The sequence below is a fragment of the Rhodoferax bucti genome, from assembly GCF_005876985.1.
GTDB lineage: Bacteria > Pseudomonadota > Gammaproteobacteria > Burkholderiales > Burkholderiaceae_C > Allorhodoferax > Allorhodoferax bucti.
Genome location: NZ_VAHD01000006.1, coordinates 1 through 17,848, shown reverse-complemented (window position 1 = coordinate 17,848; position 17,848 = coordinate 1). Strand labels below are relative to the sequence as shown.

Below are 17,848 nucleotides of genomic sequence, written 5' to 3'. Positions count from 1 at the left end.
TTGCTGCCGGGGTAAAACCAAACGCTGCATTTTAGCGTTGCGGTATCTCGCTATGGACCGCGTGCTTGGAAGAGTCTCCCAAGTTCTTTCCGGCGGTCAGAAACTTCTGCGGGTCCTGCGGCACTCCCTGAACCAGCACCTCAAAGTGCAAGTGCGGCCCTGTTGAGCGGCCCGTGTTCCCAACTTCAGCAATCTTTTGCCCCCGTTTGATGAGGTCGCCTTTTTTCACCCATATTTTGGAGGCATGGGCGTACCGCGTAATCAGATTATTGCCGTGGTCCACTTCAATCATGTTGCCGTACTGCGCGTGAAACTCTTGGGTTACCACCATGCCACCGGCAGCGGCATAGATCGCGGTCCCTGGCGTTGCGGGAAAGTCCAAGCCCGTGTGCAAGGCAGACCGGCCGGTAATCGGGTCGATGCGCCAGCCAAAAATAGAACCCAAGCTGGCATCCGGAACCGGAATTTGGGTTGGCACCATCATTTTTTTGATTTTTTGTTCGAACAGGCGGGATTCAATCACCGTCATGACGTCGGTGCGTTGCCCGGCGAGTGCATCCAATTCACTCAGGGTCGCGTCGAGCTCCTCCATCGTGAGATCCCTGCCGCTTACCAAGACGCCGCCTTGGCCAGGCCGAACTTTGATGTCTGCAGGGTTGATACCTGCCAGCCCGGAAACACGTTCGCCCAAGGATTCCAACTGGAGCATCTTGGCTTGCATCTCTCCCAGCCTTTTCGCAAGCACTTCAATGTTTTCCTTGACGTACCGGTCACGCTGCGCGACCTCGTCTTTGACCACCAACCGCACCAGGGAACCCACAATCGGCCAGCCCTCTCGGGCACCTTTAAGAAACACCCAGTGGTAAAGACCTGCAGAAACCAACATCAAGGCTACCGACAGCGCCAACAAGGCTGCTATCAACTTCGCCCCACTCAGATGGAAGGCACGTGTTTTTGCCATCCAAGCGTCCGTGATAATCACTTGCATTCAGCCAGCCCTTCGCATTCAATAAGCAGCCATCATGAAAAACCACCGTTCTTTGAGCGCACTACAAGCTGCTCATGAATCGCCAGCCCTGGCACATTTGGCGCAGTTGGCAGCAGAGTCCCGCGCGCGCCTTCAAAGCTTGGAAGGTCTGCTGCCACGCACTCTGATGAAAAGCATCCAAGCCGGCCCGATCGAAGGGGGAACTTGGTGCCTGATTCTTGAGAACAATGCGGTCGCCGCAAAGCTCAGGCAACTTATGCCCGCTGTGCAAGCCCATCTGCGTACCAAGGGGTGGGAGGTTACCTCAATTCGACTCAAGGTACAAATGTCGCCATCGCTATAAAAGCATGCGATGAGAGGGGAAATGGTGCCGGTTATCGGATTCGAACTGATGACCTACCGCTTACAAGGCGGTTGCTCTACCAACTGAGCTAAACCGGCACGGGGCGAATTCTAACCCAGCATTGCACCGGGTTTTCGAGAATTGCTTACTTTATTCGGGTCAGAGAGGGCTTTCCTGGCACCGGGGGCTTGGGCGGTGGCGGCGTATCACCTTCGGTCACATCACCATCTACCGAATGCATTACCGGCGAGGACGTACCGACCCCGACAGGGAACGCCATGCCCTGCCCGTTTTCGCGAGCATAGATCGCAAGGACCTGGCGAACCGGGACCAAAATGTCGCGCGCCACACCCCCAAACCGACCTTTGAACTCAATGTAGTCATTCCCCAACTTCAATGCACTGGTGGCATCAAAGCTGACGTTCAAGACAATCTCTCCGTCTTTCACAAACTCCATGGGCACACGAACGGAGTCATCCACTCGCACAGCCAAAAAGGGAGTAAAGCCATTGTCAGTACACCATTCATACAAAGCACGAATGAGATAGGGACGGGTGGAGGGAGTGTCTTGAGAGTCCATCATCGGGCAACCGTTGTCGCAATTACTTGCGCATCACCTTTTCGGAGGGCGTCAATGCTTCGATGTAAGCGGGGCGCGAAAAAATACGCTCAGCATATTTCAGCAATGGCGCGGCATTTTTACTCAGATCAATGCCGTAGTAATCCAAACGCCACAGCAGCGGAGCAATAGCCACGTCCAACATGGAGAAGTTCTCGCCCAACATGTATTTGTTCTTCAAAAATACGGGAGCCAATTGGGTTAAGCGGTCGCGAATATGGGCTCGTGCTTTGTCCAGCGCTTTTTCGTTACCTTTGGAAGCCCGAGCTTCCAAAGTACTGACGTGAACAAAAAGTTCTTTTTCAAAGTTCAACAGGAACAGGCGAACGCGCGCACGATCCACCGGATCTCCGGGCATCAACTGAGGATGCGGAAAGCGCTCGTCAATGTACTCATTGATGATGTTGGATTCATACAGAATCAGATCGCGCTCAACCAAGATAGGCACTTGGCCGTAAGGGTTCATGACACTGATGTCTTCAGGCTTGTTGTACAGATCCACATCGCGGATCTCGAAATCCATACCTTTTTCAAACAAAACAAAACGGCAGCGGTGGGAAAAAGGGCAGGTTGTTCCTGAATACAGCACCATCATGGCGAGAGACTCCTAAAAAATGAAAAAGAGTGGGACGCTTCGGCGGACCCACTCTGGACCTATTACCGCCCTCGCAGAGAGCGGAAAAACAGTTAACGAATTACTTCACGTCTTTCCAGAACGCGGCATTCAATCGCCATGCAAACAGTGTCAATACCGACAAGAACAGCAACACCCACACACCGATGCGCACACGGGTGTTTTGGGCTGGTTCAGCCATCCACTGCAAGTAATTCACCAGATCACCAATCGTCTGGTCATATTGCTCTGGCGACATGGCTCCAGGCGTCACCTGCTCCCAGCCTTTGAACACATGTTCTTCGTGGCCGTGATTGACGACCGTGTCGTAAACCGGAACACGTTTACCTTGCAACTCCCACAACACATGCGGCATACCTACATTGGGGAAAGCCAGATTGTTCCAGCCGGTTGCCTTGGTGTCGTCTGCGTAATAGGTACGCAAGTAGGTATAGAGGTAATCCGCACCGGTACCTTGTGCACCCGCACGGGAGCGGGCAATCACAGTCAAGTCAGGCGGGTTAGCACCAAACCACTCTTTCGCCTGACGCGGATCAATGGCAGCCTTCATCGTCTCGCCGACCTTGTCGGTGGTGAACAAGAGGTTGTCTTTGATCTGCTGGTCGGTCAGACCAATGTCCTTCAAGCGGTTAAAACGCATGAATGCTGCCGAATGACAGTTCAAGCAGTAGTTCACGAATACCTTGGCACCATTCTGCAAGGAAGCCAAATCGTTGGTTTTCGCAGGCGCCTTGTCCCATGCGATACCGCCCGTATTCGCGTGCACACCAGACAACAGCCCGAATGCCATTGCGAAAGTCAAAAGAAGTTTCTTCATAAATTGTTTCTCCGGCACTCAGTGGGCTTCAAAAGTCACGCGGGAGGGAACCGGTTTGCTCTTGCCCACGGTGCTCCACCAAGGCATCAACAAGAAGAAACCGAAGTAGAACAAGGTTCCCACTTGAGACACGCGCTCACCCACAGGGGACGGCGGCTGTACACCCAGGTAGGCAAGGATCACAAAGTTGATCACAAAAATACCGTACAGGTATTTGTGCCAGTCAGGGCGGTAGCGAATCGACTTGACCGGGCTGTTGTCCAACCATGGCAAGAAAAACAGAATCACAACTGCGCCACCCATCACGACCACACCCCAGAACTTGGCGTCAATCGACAGCATGGCAGCGGAAACCACCAATGCAGCCCCCACAGCGGCACCCTTGAAAATAACCGGCAGCTTGGTTTTCAACGCTCCGAATGCGGCGGCACCCACCACACAGGCAATCAAGGCGTACATCATTTCGCTGGTGATGGCACGCAACATCGAATAGAAGGGCGTGAAATACCAGACGGGCGCGATGTGTGCAGGCGTCTTCAACGGGTCGGCGGGAATGAAGTTGTTGTACTCCAAGAAGTAACCACCAAACTCCGGCGCGAAGAAGATGATGGCAGTAAACACCATCAAGAACATGCTGACTGCAAAAATGTCATGCACGGTGTAGTAGGGGTGGAAAGGCACGCCATCCAGCGGATGCCCTTGCGCATCGCGTGGTGCGTTCGGGCCTTTGATTTCTACGCCGTCCGGGTTGTTGGAGCCCACATCATGCAAGGCCAGCAAGTGCGCCACCACCAAGCCCAGCAGCACCAAAGGCACGGCAATCACGTGGAAGCTGAAGAAGCGGTTCAAGGTGGCATCGCCCACCACGAAGTCACCGCGGATCAGCAAAGCCAAGTCCGGGCCCACCAAGGGTACAGCAGCAAACAAGTTCACGATCACCTGTGCGCCCCAGTAAGACATCTGGCCCCATGGCAGCAAGTAGCCCATGAATGCCTCGGCCATCAAACACAAGAAAATGGCGCAACCGAAGATCCAGACCAGCTCGCGGGGCTTACGGTAGCTACCGTAAATCAGGCCACGGAACATGTGCAGGTACACCACCACAAAAAACGCGGAGGCGCCTGTGGAGTGCATATAGCGGATCAGCCAACCCCATGGCACATCACGCATGATGTATTCCACAGAGCCGAACGCCAGGTTCGCGTCTGGCTTGTAGTGCATGACCAGAAAAATACCGGTCACGATCTGAATCACCAGCACCAACAGTGCCAGCGAGCCGAAGATGTACCAAAAGTTGAAGTTCTTCGGAGCGTAGTACTCCGACATATGAACCTTGTACGCGTCGAAAGCGGTGGGGAAACGGTTTTCAAACCAGTTTGTCACCTTTTCGCCGGCAGAAGCGTTAGGAGAAATCTCTGTGAATTCGCGAGCCATGTGCTATTCCTCAGGCTTTCTTGTCTTCACCGATCAGCAGCTTGCTGTCGGACAGGAACATATGGGGAGGGACTTCCAAGTTGTCAGGCGCAGGCTTGTTCTTGAACACACGACCCGCCATATCAAAGGTAGAACCATGGCAAGGGCACAAGAAGCCGCCAGCCCAGTTGTCGGGCAACGAAGGTTGCGCGCCGGTCTGGAACTTATCGGAAGGCGAGCAACCCAAGTGGGAGCAAATGCCAACCGCCACAAAAAACTCGGGCTTGATGGAGCGACCTTCGTTACGGGCGTACTCGGGGGTCAGCTCGGAGGGCTTGCGCTCGGACTTGGGGTCCGCCAACTGCGCATCGTTGCCGGGCAATGCAGCCACCTGCTCGGGCGTGCGACGCACAATCCACACGGGCTTGCCTCGCCACTCCACAGTGATTTTTTCACCGGGTTTGATCCCCGCGATGTCCACTTCCACCGCAGCACCGGCGGCCTTGGCGCGCTCGGAAGGCTGGAAGGTACTCACGAAAGGTATGGCGGTAGCAACACCGCCTACTGCACCAGCGCAGCTGGAGGCAATGAGCCAAGTCCGTTTGCTGGAGTCGATCTTTTTGCTGTCGACAGGGGTTTCACTCATGAGAATCCTCAATGAACATCGCTAGTAGGGTAGAGCGGGATTGTAGCTGAGAGGTGTAGGGCTATTCAACGCGCCACTGCAAGCTTGCTTGCCTTTGCCCCCTCCGAGATCGGGGATACTTGCGGTTTTAATATTTTGAGGAGATCCGCGTCATGGGCATGTTGAAAGAATTCAAGGAATTTGCTGTCAAAGGCAATGTGATCGATCTGGCTGTGGGTGTGATCATCGGTGGCGCATTCGGCAAGATTGTGGACTCCGTGGTAGGCGACCTGATCATGCCGTTGGTGGGCGCAGTGATCGGCAAACTGGATTTTTCCAATTTGTTTTTGGTGTTGGGTACCGTGCCCGAAGGCACGGTTCAAACGCTGGATGCCCTGAAGAAGGCTGGCGTACCTGTTTTTGCTTACGGCAGCTTCATCACGGTGGCCGTGAACTTCGCCATTCTGGCGTTCATCATCTTTTTGATGGTCAAGCAGATCAACCGCCTGAAGAAAGAAGCCCCCGCACCAGAAGCAGCGCCCGCAGTGACTCCGGAAGACGTGCTGTTGCTCCGCGAAATTCGCGACAGCCTGAAAAAATAAGCCAGCCTCCCGCGCGAGTTGCTATATTTTTCATAGCCACTCGCGCAATCTACACGGGCGCTAGCGGCTTATTCATGCCAAACCGGCCATTGCCTTGGCCATGCGCACAGCTTCCAGCAGGCTGTGCGCGCTGGCGATGCCCTTGCCAGCGATATCAAACGCGGTACCGTGATCCGGGCTGGTACGGATCAGGGGCAAGCCCAAGGTTACGTTCACCCCCTGCTCCACGCCGAGGTATTTCACCGGTATCAAGCCCTGGTCGTGGTACATGGCCACCACCACATCGAACTCGCCCGGGTGGTCGTCCGCATTCCGCGCACGCATGAATACGGTGTCGGGTGCAATGGGGCCTTGCACATCCGCTCCCTGCAGCCGTGCCGCCTCTATCGCCGGGACAATCACTTCCAACTCTTCCGAGCCGAACAGTCCGCCCTCCCCGGCGTGTGGGTTCAATCCGGCAACCGCTATCCGGGGCTCACGCCCGAGCACGGTGCGCAGGGATGTGCGGGTGATCGCCAGTGTTTGCAACACATTGTCAAACATGACCGCCTCAATAGCCGCCCGCAGCGACACATGGATACTCACCAACACGGTGCGCAACTCCTCGTTGGCCAACATCATGCGCACCGGGACTTGCGCAACATCCACACCCTGCGCAAGCGCCGCACGGGCCTGCAGCAACTCGGTGTGGCCAGGGAAGCCGCTGTAAGGCGCACCTGCGGCACTCAAGGCCTCTTTGTGGATGGGCGCAGTGACCAGCGCGGCAATGTCGCCCGCCAAAGCGGCATCCGCAGCCCACGACACACACCGGCCAGCAAACTCCCCCGCTGTGGCATTGACCTGACCATACGCCACAGGCTCCAGCGGCGTCCCGATTTGCAACACCGGTAAGCAGACGGCCGGCAGATTCAAGACCTCAGACGGGCTGTCCAGTTGCGCCACCGGCCACGCAATGCCTCCGCGTGCGGCTACTTGCGCGGCACGCCGCATGGCCGCAACGTCGCCGGCCACAAAACAATGACGCATGACGTCCGGCGCCAAGCGATACGCATCGGCAATGATTTCCGGGCCGATGCCTGCGGCATCTCCCATGGTGATGGCGATAACTGGGGTGCTCATGCGGGATTCTCGATATCAATAAACGTGTGGGCTATTCCGCACTCTGCGGCGATCTGAGCCACGACGGCCGGGGCGCCATACCGTTCACTGGCATGGTGCCCGCAGGCGATGTAAGACACACCACATTCCCGCGCGTAATGGGCCTGCGGCTCGGAAATTTCACCCGTCACAAACACCTGCGCGCCCGCAGCAATCGCCGCCTCAAAGTAACCCTGCGCACCGCCGGTGCACCAAGCGACTCGCCGCACGGGCCCGGCATGGCCTTGCACCAGCGTGGCAGAGCGGCCCAGCACTGCTTCTATATGGTTTTGCAGCGCCCGGTCCGACGCCCACTCGCCTTCTGCCTTGTTACCCAGATGGCCCAACTGCTGATCCCCGAAGGTGGACTCCGTTACCAGCCCCAGCAGCGCGCCCAACTGGGCGTTGTTGCCCAGCGAGGGATGTGCATCCAGGGGCAAGTGGTAGGCAAACAGGTTGATCTCGTGAGCCAGCAGCAGCTGCAAACGCTGGCGCATCCACCCTTGGATGCGGCCATCAAAGCCTTTCCAGAACAAGCCATGGTGCACAAAAATGGTGTCCGCGCCCTGGGCAATCGCGGCACGGATCAGCGCTTCGCTGGCGGTGACGCCCGACACGATGCGCTGCACCGAAGCACGCCCTTCCACCTGCAAGCCGTTGTGGCAATAGTCCTTGAAGCGCTCGGGCTGCAGCAGAGTGTTGAAACGGCGGAGCAGTTCGTCACGGTCCATCATGGTGAGGAGGGCTTTGGGGAGGGGCTTGCATTGTCCCAGACTGTACGGGTACCTCCAGCGAGCTGTCGCACCCGGTGCCCGCTGCAATCCAACGCAGGCCCAAGACCCGGAGCACGGCGCCCAGCGGCCAGCGCATCCATCGCAGTGCAGCGGGCAATGCCTGAACCCACACCGCATAAGGTGCCACCAATACCCCGCAGCGGTAATGGCGCTCACCGTCCACCCACAGCAGAGCATCACACGCGCCGCGCCGTCGGCGGCTGATGAGCATGCCCACCGGACAAGGCTCCGCCAGGCAACAAACTCCGCAGCCATTGCAAACAGCGCCCACCACGGGCTTGGGTGGCGCAGCCGGATGGATGTGGATCGTGCGCAGGGACATGGGGCGGTGTACGGCGTGGTGGCTAAGCTTGCAACCAAGCTTAGCAGCCTACAATTTGCCGCACAGCGTGCACTGGTGCGCGCGACTTGCTCACTGAACTCATGAAAAAATTCTGGTTGCTGTTTTCCCAATCCTGCACCGTGCTGTTGGCGGCCTACTTTGTGGTGGCCACGCTCAAGCCGCAATGGGTGAGCCCGGGCAACAGCGTGCGCGGCAGCATCGCCATGCTGGAGGCGCCAGCCCCGCAAGCAGGCGAAGTCCCGGCTGGCAGCCTGCGGGTGGCGGCACAAAAGGCATCCTCTGCCGTGGTGAGCATCAACACCAGCAAAGTGGCCAGTAAAAACCCCAATGCCAACGACCCCTGGTTCCGCTTTTTTTATGGCGACCAGGGCGATGAGCCCCAGGGTGGCTTGGGCAGCGGCGTCATCGTGAGCCCCCAAGGCTACATCCTGACCAACAACCATGTGGTGGAAGAGGCAGACGAGATTGAAGTGTTCTTCAACGACGGGCGCAAAGCCACGGCCAAAGTCATCGGCACCGACCCCGACAGCGACCTCGCGGTGCTGAAAGTGGAACTCGACAAGCTTCCCACCATCGTGCTGGGTGACTCCGATGCGCTGCAAGTGGGCGACCAGGTATTGGCCATCGGCAACCCCTTTGGTGTGGGCCAAACAGTCACCAGCGGTATCGTGAGTGCACTGGGGCGCAATCAGCTGGGCATCAATACCTTTGAGAACTTCATCCAGACCGATGCGGCCATCAATCCCGGCAACTCCGGCGGCGCCTTGGTGGACACGAATGGCAACCTGCTGGGCATCAACACTGCCATTTACTCGCGCTCGGGCGGCAGCATGGGCATCGGTTTTGCCATTCCAGTTGCCACTGCCAAGCAGGTGCTGGAAGACATAGTGAAAGATGGCAAAGTTACCAGAGGCTGGATTGGGGTAGAGCCCAACGACTTGTCTGCCGAGCTGGCCGAAACCTTTGACGTGAAAACCAAAGAGGGCGTCATCATCACCGGCGTGCTGCAAAACGGCCCGGCTGCCCAAGCCGGCATCAAGCCAGGGGATGTGATTGTGAGCATTGCAGGCAAGCCGGTGCGTGATGTGACGCAACTGCTGTCTCTGGTGTCCTCTTTGAAGCCGGGCGTGGAAGCAGCTTTTGTGGTGCAGCGCAAATCAGAGCAACTACAGCTCCAAGTTAGTCCGGGCGTGCGCCCCAAGCCTAAAGCGGTCAAGCGCTGACAACAAAATGCCCTCCAAGGAGGGCATTTTTATTTATCCGGCGGAGGCGCTTTCTTCTTCAGGCGCCTTGGTGTGCTTGATAAATACTTGGGCGGCCCAGATACCAATTTCGTACAAGATGCACATGGGTATTGCCAATGCCAACTGCGACACTACATCCGGCGGCGTCACGATAGCTGCCACCACAAAAGCCAGCACGATGAAATAGCTACGGAAAGCCTTGAGTTTCTCGATGCTGACCAAGCCCATGCGGGCCAACACGACGACCACGACCGGCACCTCAAACGCCAGCCCGAACGCCAGAAACATGGACAGCACAAAGTCGAGATAAGACTCGATATCCGGCGTCGCAGAAATGCTCTTAGGCGCAAACCCCTGGATGAACTTGAATACCTGACCAAACACGAAGAAATAACAAAAGGCCACACCTATGAAAAACAGCACGGTGCTGGAGATCACCAGAGGCAAGACCAATTTCTTTTCGTGGCTGTAAAGACCGGGCGCCACAAAGGCCCAAAGCTGCCACAGCACCACTGGCAGCGCCAGCAGAAACGCCGCCATCAGCATGATCTTCAGAGGCACGAGAAACGGGGAGATCACCGAGGTAGCAATCAGCTTGCCACCGGCAGGCAGCGAAGCCACCAAGGGTTGCGCCAGGATGTCATAGAGCGCAGCTGGGCCGGGAAACACCGCCAACACCGCCAGCGCCACGCCCACGGCGAGCAGGGCTTTGACCAAGCGGTCACGCAACTCTATCAAATGCTGGACGAAAGGCTGCTCGGTGCCGGCAAGCTCGTCTTGCGGTTGATTTTCAGTAGACATGAGGAGGAAAGTGGGCGCCGCGTTAGCGGACGCGAGGTGGACGGAAGCGGGCGACCCGGGCAGCACCCGACAGCGCACGCGTCCGCACGCCGTTGCGGGCCTTGTACCAGTGCGGCATGGCGCCCTGCTTGAGGCGCCAGTTTTTGTTGGGGTGCTTGTAGCTGGGGAATTCGGGCTCCAGCGCGGCGTCCGTCGCATCGGTCCAAGACTTTTCAAAGTCGCTGGCCGAGGTCTGGATGGAGTTTTCCACGTTGCGCGCCGCGTCTTCCACGGTTTCACGCATCTTTTTCAACTCCTCCAGATCCATGGAGCGGTTGACCTCGGCTTTCACATCAGCCACATAGCGCTGGGCCTTGCCGAGCAAAGCACCCACCGTGCGCGCGACACGCGGCAACTTTTCCGGCCCGATGACGACCAGCGCCACCGCGCCGATCAGCGCCATCTTGGAGATTCCGAGATCAATCACGCAGGACTAGCTCAGTTCTTTTGCTTGGCTTCCACGTCGATCGTGGTTTTTTCAGAGGCGTTGGCCACTTGCTGTGCAGGGGCTGCAGGCTTGTCGTCCGGCGTAGAGCCGTCTTTCATACCGTCTTTGAAACCCTTGACCGCACCGCCCAGATCAGAACCGATGTTTTTGAGTTTCTTGGTGCCGAAGACCATGACGACGATCAACAGAACGATCAACCAGTGCCAGATAGAAAATGAACCCATGATGTACTCCTAACGAATAAGTGAATTCTAGTCGCCGCCCGGCGGTCTCAACCCCGCAGCCAAGGGCGCGGACCGCCCATGACATGGAAATGCAAGTGATGGACTTCCTGCCCGCCTTCCACACCGGTGTTGGTCACCAGACGGTAGCCGCCTTCGGGGTAGGGGTTGCACCCTTCCTGCAACGCCAGTTTGGGAACCAGCGCCATCATGTGGCCCATGAGGGCACCATGCTCCGACCCGATGTGCGCCATGCTCGGAATGTGGGCCTTGGGTATCAGCAAGAAATGCACCGGCGCCCAGGGGTTGATGTCGTGGAAGGCGTACACATGCTCGTCCTCGTACACCGCCTTGGATGGAATCTGCTTGGCCACGATTTTGCAAAAAATGCAGTTCGGATCGTGGGCGCTGTGGGTGTGCTCGCTCATGCACCAATCTCCTGACCTTTATTCATTGCCACAAAGCCCGTCACGATACGGTAGAGAAACCACACAGAGATGACAGCCCAGGCAATCGCTCCGGGAAAGTAGAACAACAAAAACAACGGGAATGTCAGCAGGTAAGCCAGCCCCGCAAAAATGACAGAACGGATCCGCCACCGGAAATGCGATGCATGCCAGGTGCCGGCTGCGTCATCGCGCTTGACCATGTCCAGAATCAACGCCACGACCAGCAGCGTCATGCCGAACTGCCCGCCGGGAATGAACGCGGCCACTGCCACGATAAGGTGCAGCACGTAGCTGATGGTGCCTACCGTATTGAGCCCCTGCAACTTGAGCAACAGGGCCTGGTCCGGCGTGGCGGGGGTGGTGAAGTCCTGGCTCATGGCGACTCCTTAGTTGGATTCGGCTTCGCGGGCGACGGCCTTGCGCAAGGCCTTTTCTTCCAGGCCACTGGTACCCAAGCGGCGCTCCAGCTCGCTGATGACGTCAGCAGGGCTCAGGCCGTAGTGGGCCAAAGCCACCATGCTGTGGAACCACAGGTCGGCCATTTCGTAAACGATCTTGGACTTGTCGCCGCCATGGTCGGCATCTTTGGCGGCGAGCACCACTTCGGTGGCTTCTTCGCCAATTTTCTTCAAAAAGGCATCGGGGCCTTTGTGCAGCAGGCGAGCCACATAGCTGGCTTCGGGGTCCCCCCCGTTCGCGGCTTTGCGGCTCTCGATGACGGCAGCCAAATGAGCCAGCGCGTCTTGCGATGTGGGCTTGTCTTGCATGGTGGTGGTACGCGCTTTATTTGTAAATGGATTCAGGGTCTTTGAGCACCGGGTCTACCGCTTGCCAGACACCGTCTTTCAACACGCTGAAGAAACAGCTGTGGCGACCGGTGTGGCAGGCGATGCCAGGTTCATGGCCAAGCTGGGTCACTTTGAGCAAGATAACGTCACTGTCACAGTCCATGCGAATCTCATGGACTTTCTGCACATGGCCGGACTCCTCGCCCTTGAACCAAAGCTTGTCGCGCGAACGGCTGAAATACACCGCCTGCCCCAGCTCCACCGTCTTCTGCAGCGCTTCGCGGTTCATCCACGCGAACATGAGCACATCGCCGGTGCTTTGCTCCTGGGCAATGACGGGCACCAGGCCCTTGGAGTCCCAGCGGATGTGCTTGATCCAGCTCACGGGAGGGGTGTTTGGTGATTCCATTTTGCTATTTCTTTGATAGCTGCTCGCGCAGCATTGACGGGCGCCAGAGCCCCAAAAGGCTTAAATCCTGACCGGGATGCCCCGCTCCGCCATACGCGCTTTGGCTTGGCCCACGGTGTATTCACCGTAGTGGAAGATGCTGGCGGCCAGCACCGCATCGGCACCGCCCTGCTGCACGCCGTCCGCCAAGTGGTCAAGGTTACCCACACCGCCGCTGGCAATCACCGGCACGCTGATGGCATCGGCCACTGCGCGGGTCAGTGCCAGATCGAAACCGCTCTTGGTGCCGTCGCGGTCCATGCTAGTGAGCAGGATTTCGCCAGCTCCACGCCGGGCCATCTCAGTCGCCCAGGCCACGGCATCGAGGCCGGTGTTCTTGCGGCCGCCATGGCTGTACACATCCCAACCGGGGCCACGGACCAAGGCATCTTCTTCGGAGCGGCGCTTGGCATCTATGGCCACCACAATGCACTGCGCGCCATACTTGAGCGAGGCGTCTTCAATGACTTGCGGGTTGGCTATGGCCGCGGAGTTGAAGCTGGTTTTGTCAGCGCCAGCATTCAGCAGACGGCGTACATCGTCCACAGTACGCACTCCGCCACCGACGGTAAGCGGAATGAACACCTGGGAGGCCACCGCCTCGATGATGTGCAGGATCAGGTCGCGGCCATCACTGGTCGCGGTGATGTCGAGAAACGTGAGTTCGTCAGCGCCCTGGTCGTTGTAACGGGCGGCAATTTCCACCGGGTCCCCGGCGTCCCGCAGCTCGACAAAGTTGACGCCTTTGACGACGCGACCGCCGGTCACGTCCAAGCAAGGAATGATTCTTTTGGCTAACACTGTTTAGCCGTTCAACTCGTCAGCGCGTTGCTGTGCTTTCTCGAAGTCGAGATCGCCGCTATAAATCGCGCGGCCACAGATCACACCTTCCACGCCTTCGTCCTCTACTTCGCACAAAGCTTCGATATCAGCCATGTTGGACAGGCCACCGGATGCGATCACGGGGATGGTCAGCGCTTGGGCAAGCTTGACCGTGGCGTCGATGTTGATGCCCGAGAGCATGCCGTCGCGGCCGATGTCGGTGTAGATGATGGACTCGACACCGTAGTCTTCAAACTTCTTGCCCAAGTCCACCACATCGTGGCGGGTGAGCTTGCTCCAGCCGTCGGTGGCTACTTTGCCGTCACGTGCGTCCAGGCCCACGATGATGTGGCCGCCGAATGCGGTGCAGGCGTCCTGCAAAAAGCCGGGGTTTTTGACCGCTGCGGTGCCGATGATGACGTAGCGCAACCCGGCGTCCAAGTAGCGCTCGATGGTGTCCAGATCGCGTATACCGCCGCCCAGCTGCACGTCGATTTCGCTTCCCACTTCCTTGAGGATCTTGCGGATGGCCTGCTCGTTCTTGGGGTGACCGGCAAAGGCGCCGTTCAAATCCACCAGATGGAGGCGGCGCGCGCCCTTGTCGACCCAGCTCCGGGCCATGACCGCAGGGTCTTCGCCGAAGGTAGTGGATTGGTCCATATCGCCTTGTTTGAGGCGAACGCAGTGGCCGTCTTTGAGGTCAATCGCAGGAATTAAAAGCATGGTGCTTCAGGGTTGGAGGGAAAAGAGAGTCGCTTTGCCAGGTGCAGAGATGCGGCAAGGATAAAGATTCAAGGGTTCCAGTGCAGGAAGTTGCGGTACAGGGCCAAACCGTGTTCAGCGCTTTTCTCGGGGTGGAATTGTGTTGCGAAAATATTATCGCGCGCAATCGCACAGGAGAAGCGTTGGCCATAGTCGGTCTCGCCCGCGCTGTGGCGCGCATCTGACGGTTGGGCGTAGTAGCTGTGCACAAAGTAGAAGTAGCTGCCATCCGGCACATCGCCCCACACCGGATGGCGCGTGGCCGCATCTTGGCCGCCGGTTTGCCACACGCGGTTCCAGCCCATTTGGGGTACCTTGAAGCGGCTGCCGTCGGCTTGCAGCTGACCGGCAAGGTCGAACTTGACCACTTCTCCAGGAATCAAGCCCAGGCAAGGCGTGTCCAGCTCTTCCGAGTGATCCAGCAGCATTTGCATGCCCACGCACACCCCCATCAAGGGTTTGTGCGCTGCAGCGTGCATCACGGCATCGAACATGCCGGAATCATGCAGCTCGCGCATGCAGTCACGCATGCCACCCTGGCCGGGCAGCACCACGCGCTCCGCGTCCATCACTTCTTGCGGGGTGCGGGCCCAGACGACCTCGACACCGGTGCCCTCGGCCACATGCATCACCGCCTGGGTGACGGAGCGCAAGTTGCCCATGCCGTAGTCAACGACAGCGACCTTTTTCATCAGAGCGAACCTTTGGTGGAGGGAATCACACCCAATGCGCGCGGGTCGAACTCCAGCGCGGAGCGCAGGGCGCGGGCAAAGGCCTTGAACACGGTCTCGGCCTGGTGGTGGGCGTTTTCGCCCTTGAGGTTGTCAATGTGCAGGGTCACCGAGGCGTGGTTCACAAAGCCTTGGAAGAACTCGTGCGTGAGCTGGGTGTCAAACGCGCCGATCATGCCGCTCTTGAAGGGCACATGCATTTCCAACTGCGGGCGGCCGGAAAAGTCGATCACTACGCGGCTCAGCGCTTCGTCCAAGGGCACATAAGCGTGGCCATAACGGCGGATGCCTTTCTTGTCGCCCACCGCCTTGGCAAAGGCCTGACCCAGGGTGATGCCCACATCTTCCACCGTGTGGTGCCCGTCGATGTGCAAGTCGCCTTCGGCTTCGATGTCGAGGTCAATCAACCCGTGGCGCGCGATCTGGTCGAGCATGTGGTCGAAAAAGCCGATGCCGGTGGACAGGCGGCTCACGCCCGTGCCGTCCAGGTTCACGCGCACGCGGATCTTGGTTTCCGCGGTATTGCGGGACACTTCGGCAATGCGCGCAGGCATGGCTGCGGGGATTTCGGTAACGGGATAGTTGGTGCTCATAAAACTTCCTGCAAGGCCTGAATCAGTCGGGCGTTTTCTTCGGCGGTGCCGACGGTCAAACGCAAACAACGGGCCAGCAATGGGTGCATTTTAGAAACGTTCTTGACCAGCACCCCTCGGGCCTTCAATCCGTCGAATATTTTTTGCGCCGCATCATCCTCGCCGGGGAAACGCACCAGCACCATGTTGGCATCGCTGTCCCAGGCTTTCACGCCGGGCATGGCACGCAATGCTCCCAAAAGAATAGCGCGTTGCGCACATATTTCCTGCGCTTGCACGGCGAATGCATCCTGGTGCTCCAAGGCAAACAAGGCGCACTCGTAGTTCAGCACGCTGATGTTGTACGGCGGGCGCACTTTGTCGATCTGGGCAATCAGGGCAGCGGGACCGGTCATGTAGCCCAAGCGCACACCGGCCAGGCCGAACTTGCTGAGGGTGCGCATCAGCACCACATGGGGGTAGGCGGCCGGGTTGGCGCGGATTACATCCATGTAGGTGCGGCTGGAAAACGGCTGGTAAGCCTCGTCCACCGCCACGATGCTGCCCGCTTGCTTGGCCGCAGCTATCACAGTGGCCATGGCGTCGGCATCCCACAAATTGGCGGTGGGGTTATTGGGGTAGGCCAAGTACACGATGGCGGGCTGCTTCTCGGCAATGGCATGCACCATGGCGGGCACATCGAGGGCGAAGTCTTCGGTCAGCGGCACGCCCACAAAGTCCAGCCCCTGCAGCTGGGCGCTCATGGCGTACATCACAAAGCCGGGCGTAGGCGCCAGCACCACGGGGCGGGCCTCACCGGGCTGGGCGGGTACGTCGCAGGCCATGGAGAGCAGCGAAATCAGCTCATCCGAGCCATTGCCCAGCATAATGTCGTGACCTGCGGGCATGCCCACGTACTGCGCCAAGGCGGTGCGCAAGTCGTTGACCCGGCCATCGGGGTAGCGGTTCAGCGCCAACGCGCCCAGGCGTTGGCCCAGCGCGACTTGCAGGTGGGGTGGCAAAGAAAACGGGTTCTCCATGGCGTCGAGCTTGACCATGCCTTTAGAGTCCTGCACCGCGTAGGCATGCATGCCCTGCACGTCCTGGCGGATGCGGCGCGCAATGAGCGCCTGAACGTCAGCAGCAATGTCGGCAGAGTTTGTCATGCGGGGCTTTCAAAGTAACTAGTCGGCCAGCGCCAGATCGGCAGGCGTGGCTTGCAAAGGGTTCAGGATGGTGATGCCGTCGATTTGCTGGCCGTGCTGCAGGTCGAAGGACAGCACATGGCTCGCGCCACTCTGCGCAGCAGCGGCAACGATGAGCGCATCCCAATACGGCAGGCCGAAGCGGGCTTCTACGCCCCAGGCGGTTTCCACCGTCTGGTGATCAATCTGCCAGGGCTGCCAAAGCTGGTAGCGGCGCAGCTTGGCGCGTGCGTCGCCCTGTGGCATGGCGAAATGGCGGGTGGCGCCCACGTAATAGGCGTTAAGCACCTGCGTGCTCAAGCGCCCTGCCCTGCGTTGCCACAAGGCCTGCAGCCATTCGCGTACGCGAGTTTGGCGAGCGGGGTCAAACGCATCATCCGCGGCCAACAGCACGTTGGTATCCACAAAGACGATGGCGCCGGAGGTGTCGAGTGGGCTAGCCATGGTGTTGTTGGCCCCCACGCTCTGCGCTGCGCGTCATTCGCTGCCCCCCAAGGGGACGCGTTTCCCCTTGGGGCGGCCCGGCGGCGAAACCGGCGTCCCGCGCCGGATAGGCCTTGCCACCCGAGCTGAAGCTGGACGTATCCGCCACCCAATCGCGCTGGGCGCGGGCGTAGGCGTCGTCGTGCTGCATCTTGTCGGCCAGCATCTCGCCCACCAGGCGCGACACGCTGGTGTTGCGGCGCGCCGCCTCGATCCGCACCCATTCCAGGGTGGCGTCTTCGACGGTGATGGTAACGTTTTTCATCTTGAATGCAGTTTACACGAAATTCGTGTTGCACGAATTTCGTGTGACTTTAAGATGATCTTCCGCTATCTTTATATGAGCAGCTTGCGCAGATCCAACGAGGGCCAGACCCCAATTTGGATGGCTACTGGGCTGCTGCCGGTTTCAAAGACACTTTGTTAAGGTTGTCGATGAAACAGGAGATTGCAAATGGCAACGAGAAGGCAATTCAGCCGGGAGTTCAAGGTTGAAGCTGTAAAGCTGGTAACTGAACGC

The 17,848-nt window shown here is 58.5% G+C and carries 25 protein-coding genes and 1 tRNA gene; 3 read left to right on the top strand and 23 right to left on the bottom strand.

The annotated features are described in order from the left end of the window. Positions 1 to 31: 31 nt before the first annotated feature. Positions 32 to 988: a M23 family metallopeptidase gene (locus FDM28_RS16835; protein ID WP_138517246.1), complete on the bottom strand. Its 957-nt coding sequence runs from the start codon at positions 986 to 988 to the stop codon at positions 32 to 34. A 34-nt stretch (positions 989 to 1,022) separates the two neighbouring features. Here FDM28_RS16835 and FDM28_RS16830 point away from each other — a divergent pair, with 34 nt between their 5' ends. Continuing rightward, complete coding sequence (locus FDM28_RS16830) at positions 1,023 to 1,331, top strand: DciA family protein (RefSeq protein ID WP_420853038.1); 309 nt, start codon at positions 1,023 to 1,025, stop codon at positions 1,329 to 1,331. A gap of 22 nt (positions 1,332 to 1,353) precedes the next feature. On the opposite strand, the gene FDM28_RS16825 is transcribed toward FDM28_RS16830, so the two are convergent. The 6 genes from FDM28_RS16825 to petA form a co-directional block, all read right to left on the bottom strand. Further along, positions 1,354 to 1,429: transfer RNA gene (locus tag FDM28_RS16825), tRNA-Thr, on the bottom strand. A 47-nt stretch (positions 1,430 to 1,476) separates the two neighbouring features. Further along, on the bottom strand, positions 1,477 to 1,914 hold the full coding sequence (locus tag FDM28_RS16820) for a ClpXP protease specificity-enhancing factor (RefSeq protein WP_138517242.1): 438 nt from the start codon (positions 1,912 to 1,914) through the stop codon (positions 1,477 to 1,479). Between the two features lie 19 nt (positions 1,915 to 1,933). Then, positions 1,934 to 2,545 (bottom strand): glutathione S-transferase N-terminal domain-containing protein, encoded by a 612-nt coding sequence (locus tag FDM28_RS16815; protein WP_094482471.1) that lies wholly within the window; start codon positions 2,543 to 2,545, stop codon positions 1,934 to 1,936. A gap of 100 nt (positions 2,546 to 2,645) precedes the next feature. Then, the gene (locus tag FDM28_RS16810) at positions 2,646 to 3,401 is read right to left on the bottom strand and encodes a cytochrome c1 (RefSeq protein ID WP_138517239.1); all 756 of its coding nucleotides are present in this window, start codon (positions 3,399 to 3,401) and stop codon (positions 2,646 to 2,648) included. Between the two features lie 18 nt (positions 3,402 to 3,419). Continuing rightward, complete coding sequence (locus FDM28_RS16805) at positions 3,420 to 4,835, bottom strand: cytochrome b (protein ID WP_138517237.1); 1,416 nt, start codon at positions 4,833 to 4,835, stop codon at positions 3,420 to 3,422. A 10-nt stretch (positions 4,836 to 4,845) separates the two neighbouring features. Continuing rightward, entirely contained in the window at positions 4,846 to 5,460 is a 615-nt protein-coding gene (petA, locus tag FDM28_RS16800) for a ubiquinol-cytochrome c reductase iron-sulfur subunit (RefSeq protein ID WP_138517235.1), read from the bottom strand. Between the two features lie 152 nt (positions 5,461 to 5,612). Here petA and mscL point away from each other — a divergent pair, with 152 nt between their 5' ends. Then, complete coding sequence (gene mscL / locus FDM28_RS16795) at positions 5,613 to 6,041, top strand: large conductance mechanosensitive channel protein MscL (protein WP_138517233.1); 429 nt, start codon at positions 5,613 to 5,615, stop codon at positions 6,039 to 6,041. 72 nt (positions 6,042 to 6,113) lie between these two features. Here mscL and pdxA read toward each other — a convergent pair whose 3' ends face one another. Beyond that, positions 6,114 to 7,160, bottom strand: a complete 1,047-nt coding sequence (gene pdxA / locus FDM28_RS16790) for a 4-hydroxythreonine-4-phosphate dehydrogenase PdxA (RefSeq protein ID WP_138517231.1) — start codon at positions 7,158 to 7,160, stop codon at positions 6,114 to 6,116. Then, positions 7,157 to 7,912: a Nif3-like dinuclear metal center hexameric protein gene (locus tag FDM28_RS16785; protein WP_138517229.1), complete on the bottom strand. Its 756-nt coding sequence runs from the start codon at positions 7,910 to 7,912 to the stop codon at positions 7,157 to 7,159. Before FDM28_RS16785 ends, pdxA begins: the two co-directional genes overlap by 4 nt. A gap of 483 nt (positions 7,913 to 8,395) precedes the next feature. On the opposite strand from FDM28_RS16785, the gene FDM28_RS16775 reads away from it, so the two are divergent. After that, on the top strand, positions 8,396 to 9,538 hold the full coding sequence (locus tag FDM28_RS16775) for a S1C family serine protease (protein WP_138517225.1): 1,143 nt from the start codon (positions 8,396 to 8,398) through the stop codon (positions 9,536 to 9,538). A 33-nt stretch (positions 9,539 to 9,571) separates the two neighbouring features. Here FDM28_RS16775 and tatC read toward each other — a convergent pair whose 3' ends face one another. The 14 genes from tatC to FDM28_RS18040 all read right to left on the bottom strand — a co-directional run bounded on the left by tatC (position 9,572) and on the right by FDM28_RS18040 (position 17,593). Next, on the bottom strand, positions 9,572 to 10,360 hold the full coding sequence (gene tatC / locus FDM28_RS16770) for a twin-arginine translocase subunit TatC (protein ID WP_138517223.1): 789 nt from the start codon (positions 10,358 to 10,360) through the stop codon (positions 9,572 to 9,574). A 22-nt stretch (positions 10,361 to 10,382) separates the two neighbouring features. Next, the gene (gene tatB, locus FDM28_RS16765; protein ID WP_138517222.1) at positions 10,383 to 10,826 is read right to left on the bottom strand and encodes a Sec-independent protein translocase protein TatB; all 444 of its coding nucleotides are present in this window, start codon (positions 10,824 to 10,826) and stop codon (positions 10,383 to 10,385) included. Positions 10,827 to 10,837: 11 nt separating this feature from the next. Continuing rightward, positions 10,838 to 11,071, bottom strand: a complete 234-nt coding sequence (gene tatA / locus FDM28_RS16760; RefSeq protein WP_087496510.1) for a Sec-independent protein translocase subunit TatA — start codon at positions 11,069 to 11,071, stop codon at positions 10,838 to 10,840. 47 nt (positions 11,072 to 11,118) lie between these two features. Next, on the bottom strand, positions 11,119 to 11,496 hold the full coding sequence (locus tag FDM28_RS16755; RefSeq protein ID WP_138517220.1) for a histidine triad nucleotide-binding protein: 378 nt from the start codon (positions 11,494 to 11,496) through the stop codon (positions 11,119 to 11,121). Next, positions 11,493 to 11,894 (bottom strand): DUF4870 family protein, encoded by a 402-nt coding sequence (locus FDM28_RS16750; protein ID WP_138517218.1) that lies wholly within the window; start codon positions 11,892 to 11,894, stop codon positions 11,493 to 11,495. Before FDM28_RS16750 ends, FDM28_RS16755 begins: the two co-directional genes overlap by 4 nt. Before the next feature lie 9 nt (positions 11,895 to 11,903). Next, the gene (locus FDM28_RS16745) at positions 11,904 to 12,284 is read right to left on the bottom strand and encodes a phosphoribosyl-ATP diphosphatase (protein WP_138517216.1); all 381 of its coding nucleotides are present in this window, start codon (positions 12,282 to 12,284) and stop codon (positions 11,904 to 11,906) included. A gap of 16 nt (positions 12,285 to 12,300) precedes the next feature. Then, on the bottom strand, positions 12,301 to 12,714 hold the full coding sequence (gene hisI / locus FDM28_RS16740; RefSeq protein ID WP_420853037.1) for a phosphoribosyl-AMP cyclohydrolase: 414 nt from the start codon (positions 12,712 to 12,714) through the stop codon (positions 12,301 to 12,303). A 60-nt stretch (positions 12,715 to 12,774) separates the two neighbouring features. After that, complete coding sequence (hisF, locus tag FDM28_RS16735; RefSeq protein ID WP_087496505.1) at positions 12,775 to 13,554, bottom strand: imidazole glycerol phosphate synthase subunit HisF; 780 nt, start codon at positions 13,552 to 13,554, stop codon at positions 12,775 to 12,777. 3 nt (positions 13,555 to 13,557) lie between these two features. Continuing rightward, the gene (hisA, locus tag FDM28_RS16730; RefSeq protein ID WP_138517214.1) at positions 13,558 to 14,298 is read right to left on the bottom strand and encodes a 1-(5-phosphoribosyl)-5-[(5-phosphoribosylamino)methylideneamino]imidazole-4-carboxamide isomerase; all 741 of its coding nucleotides are present in this window, start codon (positions 14,296 to 14,298) and stop codon (positions 13,558 to 13,560) included. A 68-nt stretch (positions 14,299 to 14,366) separates the two neighbouring features. Further along, entirely contained in the window at positions 14,367 to 15,029 is a 663-nt protein-coding gene (gene hisH / locus FDM28_RS16725; protein ID WP_138517211.1) for an imidazole glycerol phosphate synthase subunit HisH, read from the bottom strand. Continuing rightward, positions 15,029 to 15,661 carry an imidazoleglycerol-phosphate dehydratase HisB gene (gene hisB / locus FDM28_RS16720; RefSeq protein WP_420853036.1) on the bottom strand — a complete coding sequence of 211 codons (633 nt, stop codon included), beginning with the start codon at positions 15,659 to 15,661 and terminating at the stop codon, positions 15,029 to 15,031. The genes hisH and hisB overlap by 1 nt, the downstream gene beginning before the upstream one ends. Further along, positions 15,658 to 16,806, bottom strand: a complete 1,149-nt coding sequence (gene hisC, locus FDM28_RS16715) for a histidinol-phosphate transaminase (RefSeq protein WP_138517209.1) — start codon at positions 16,804 to 16,806, stop codon at positions 15,658 to 15,660. The genes hisB and hisC overlap by 4 nt, the downstream gene beginning before the upstream one ends. 18 nt (positions 16,807 to 16,824) lie before the next feature. Next, entirely contained in the window at positions 16,825 to 17,289 is a 465-nt protein-coding gene (locus FDM28_RS17800) for a PIN domain-containing protein (RefSeq protein WP_206022004.1), read from the bottom strand. Then, positions 17,282 to 17,593, bottom strand: coding sequence for a CopG family transcriptional regulator (locus FDM28_RS18040; protein ID WP_240792061.1), 312 nt, complete (start codon positions 17,591 to 17,593; stop codon positions 17,282 to 17,284). The genes FDM28_RS17800 and FDM28_RS18040 overlap by 8 nt, the downstream gene beginning before the upstream one ends. Positions 17,594 to 17,848 lie beyond the last annotated feature (255 nt).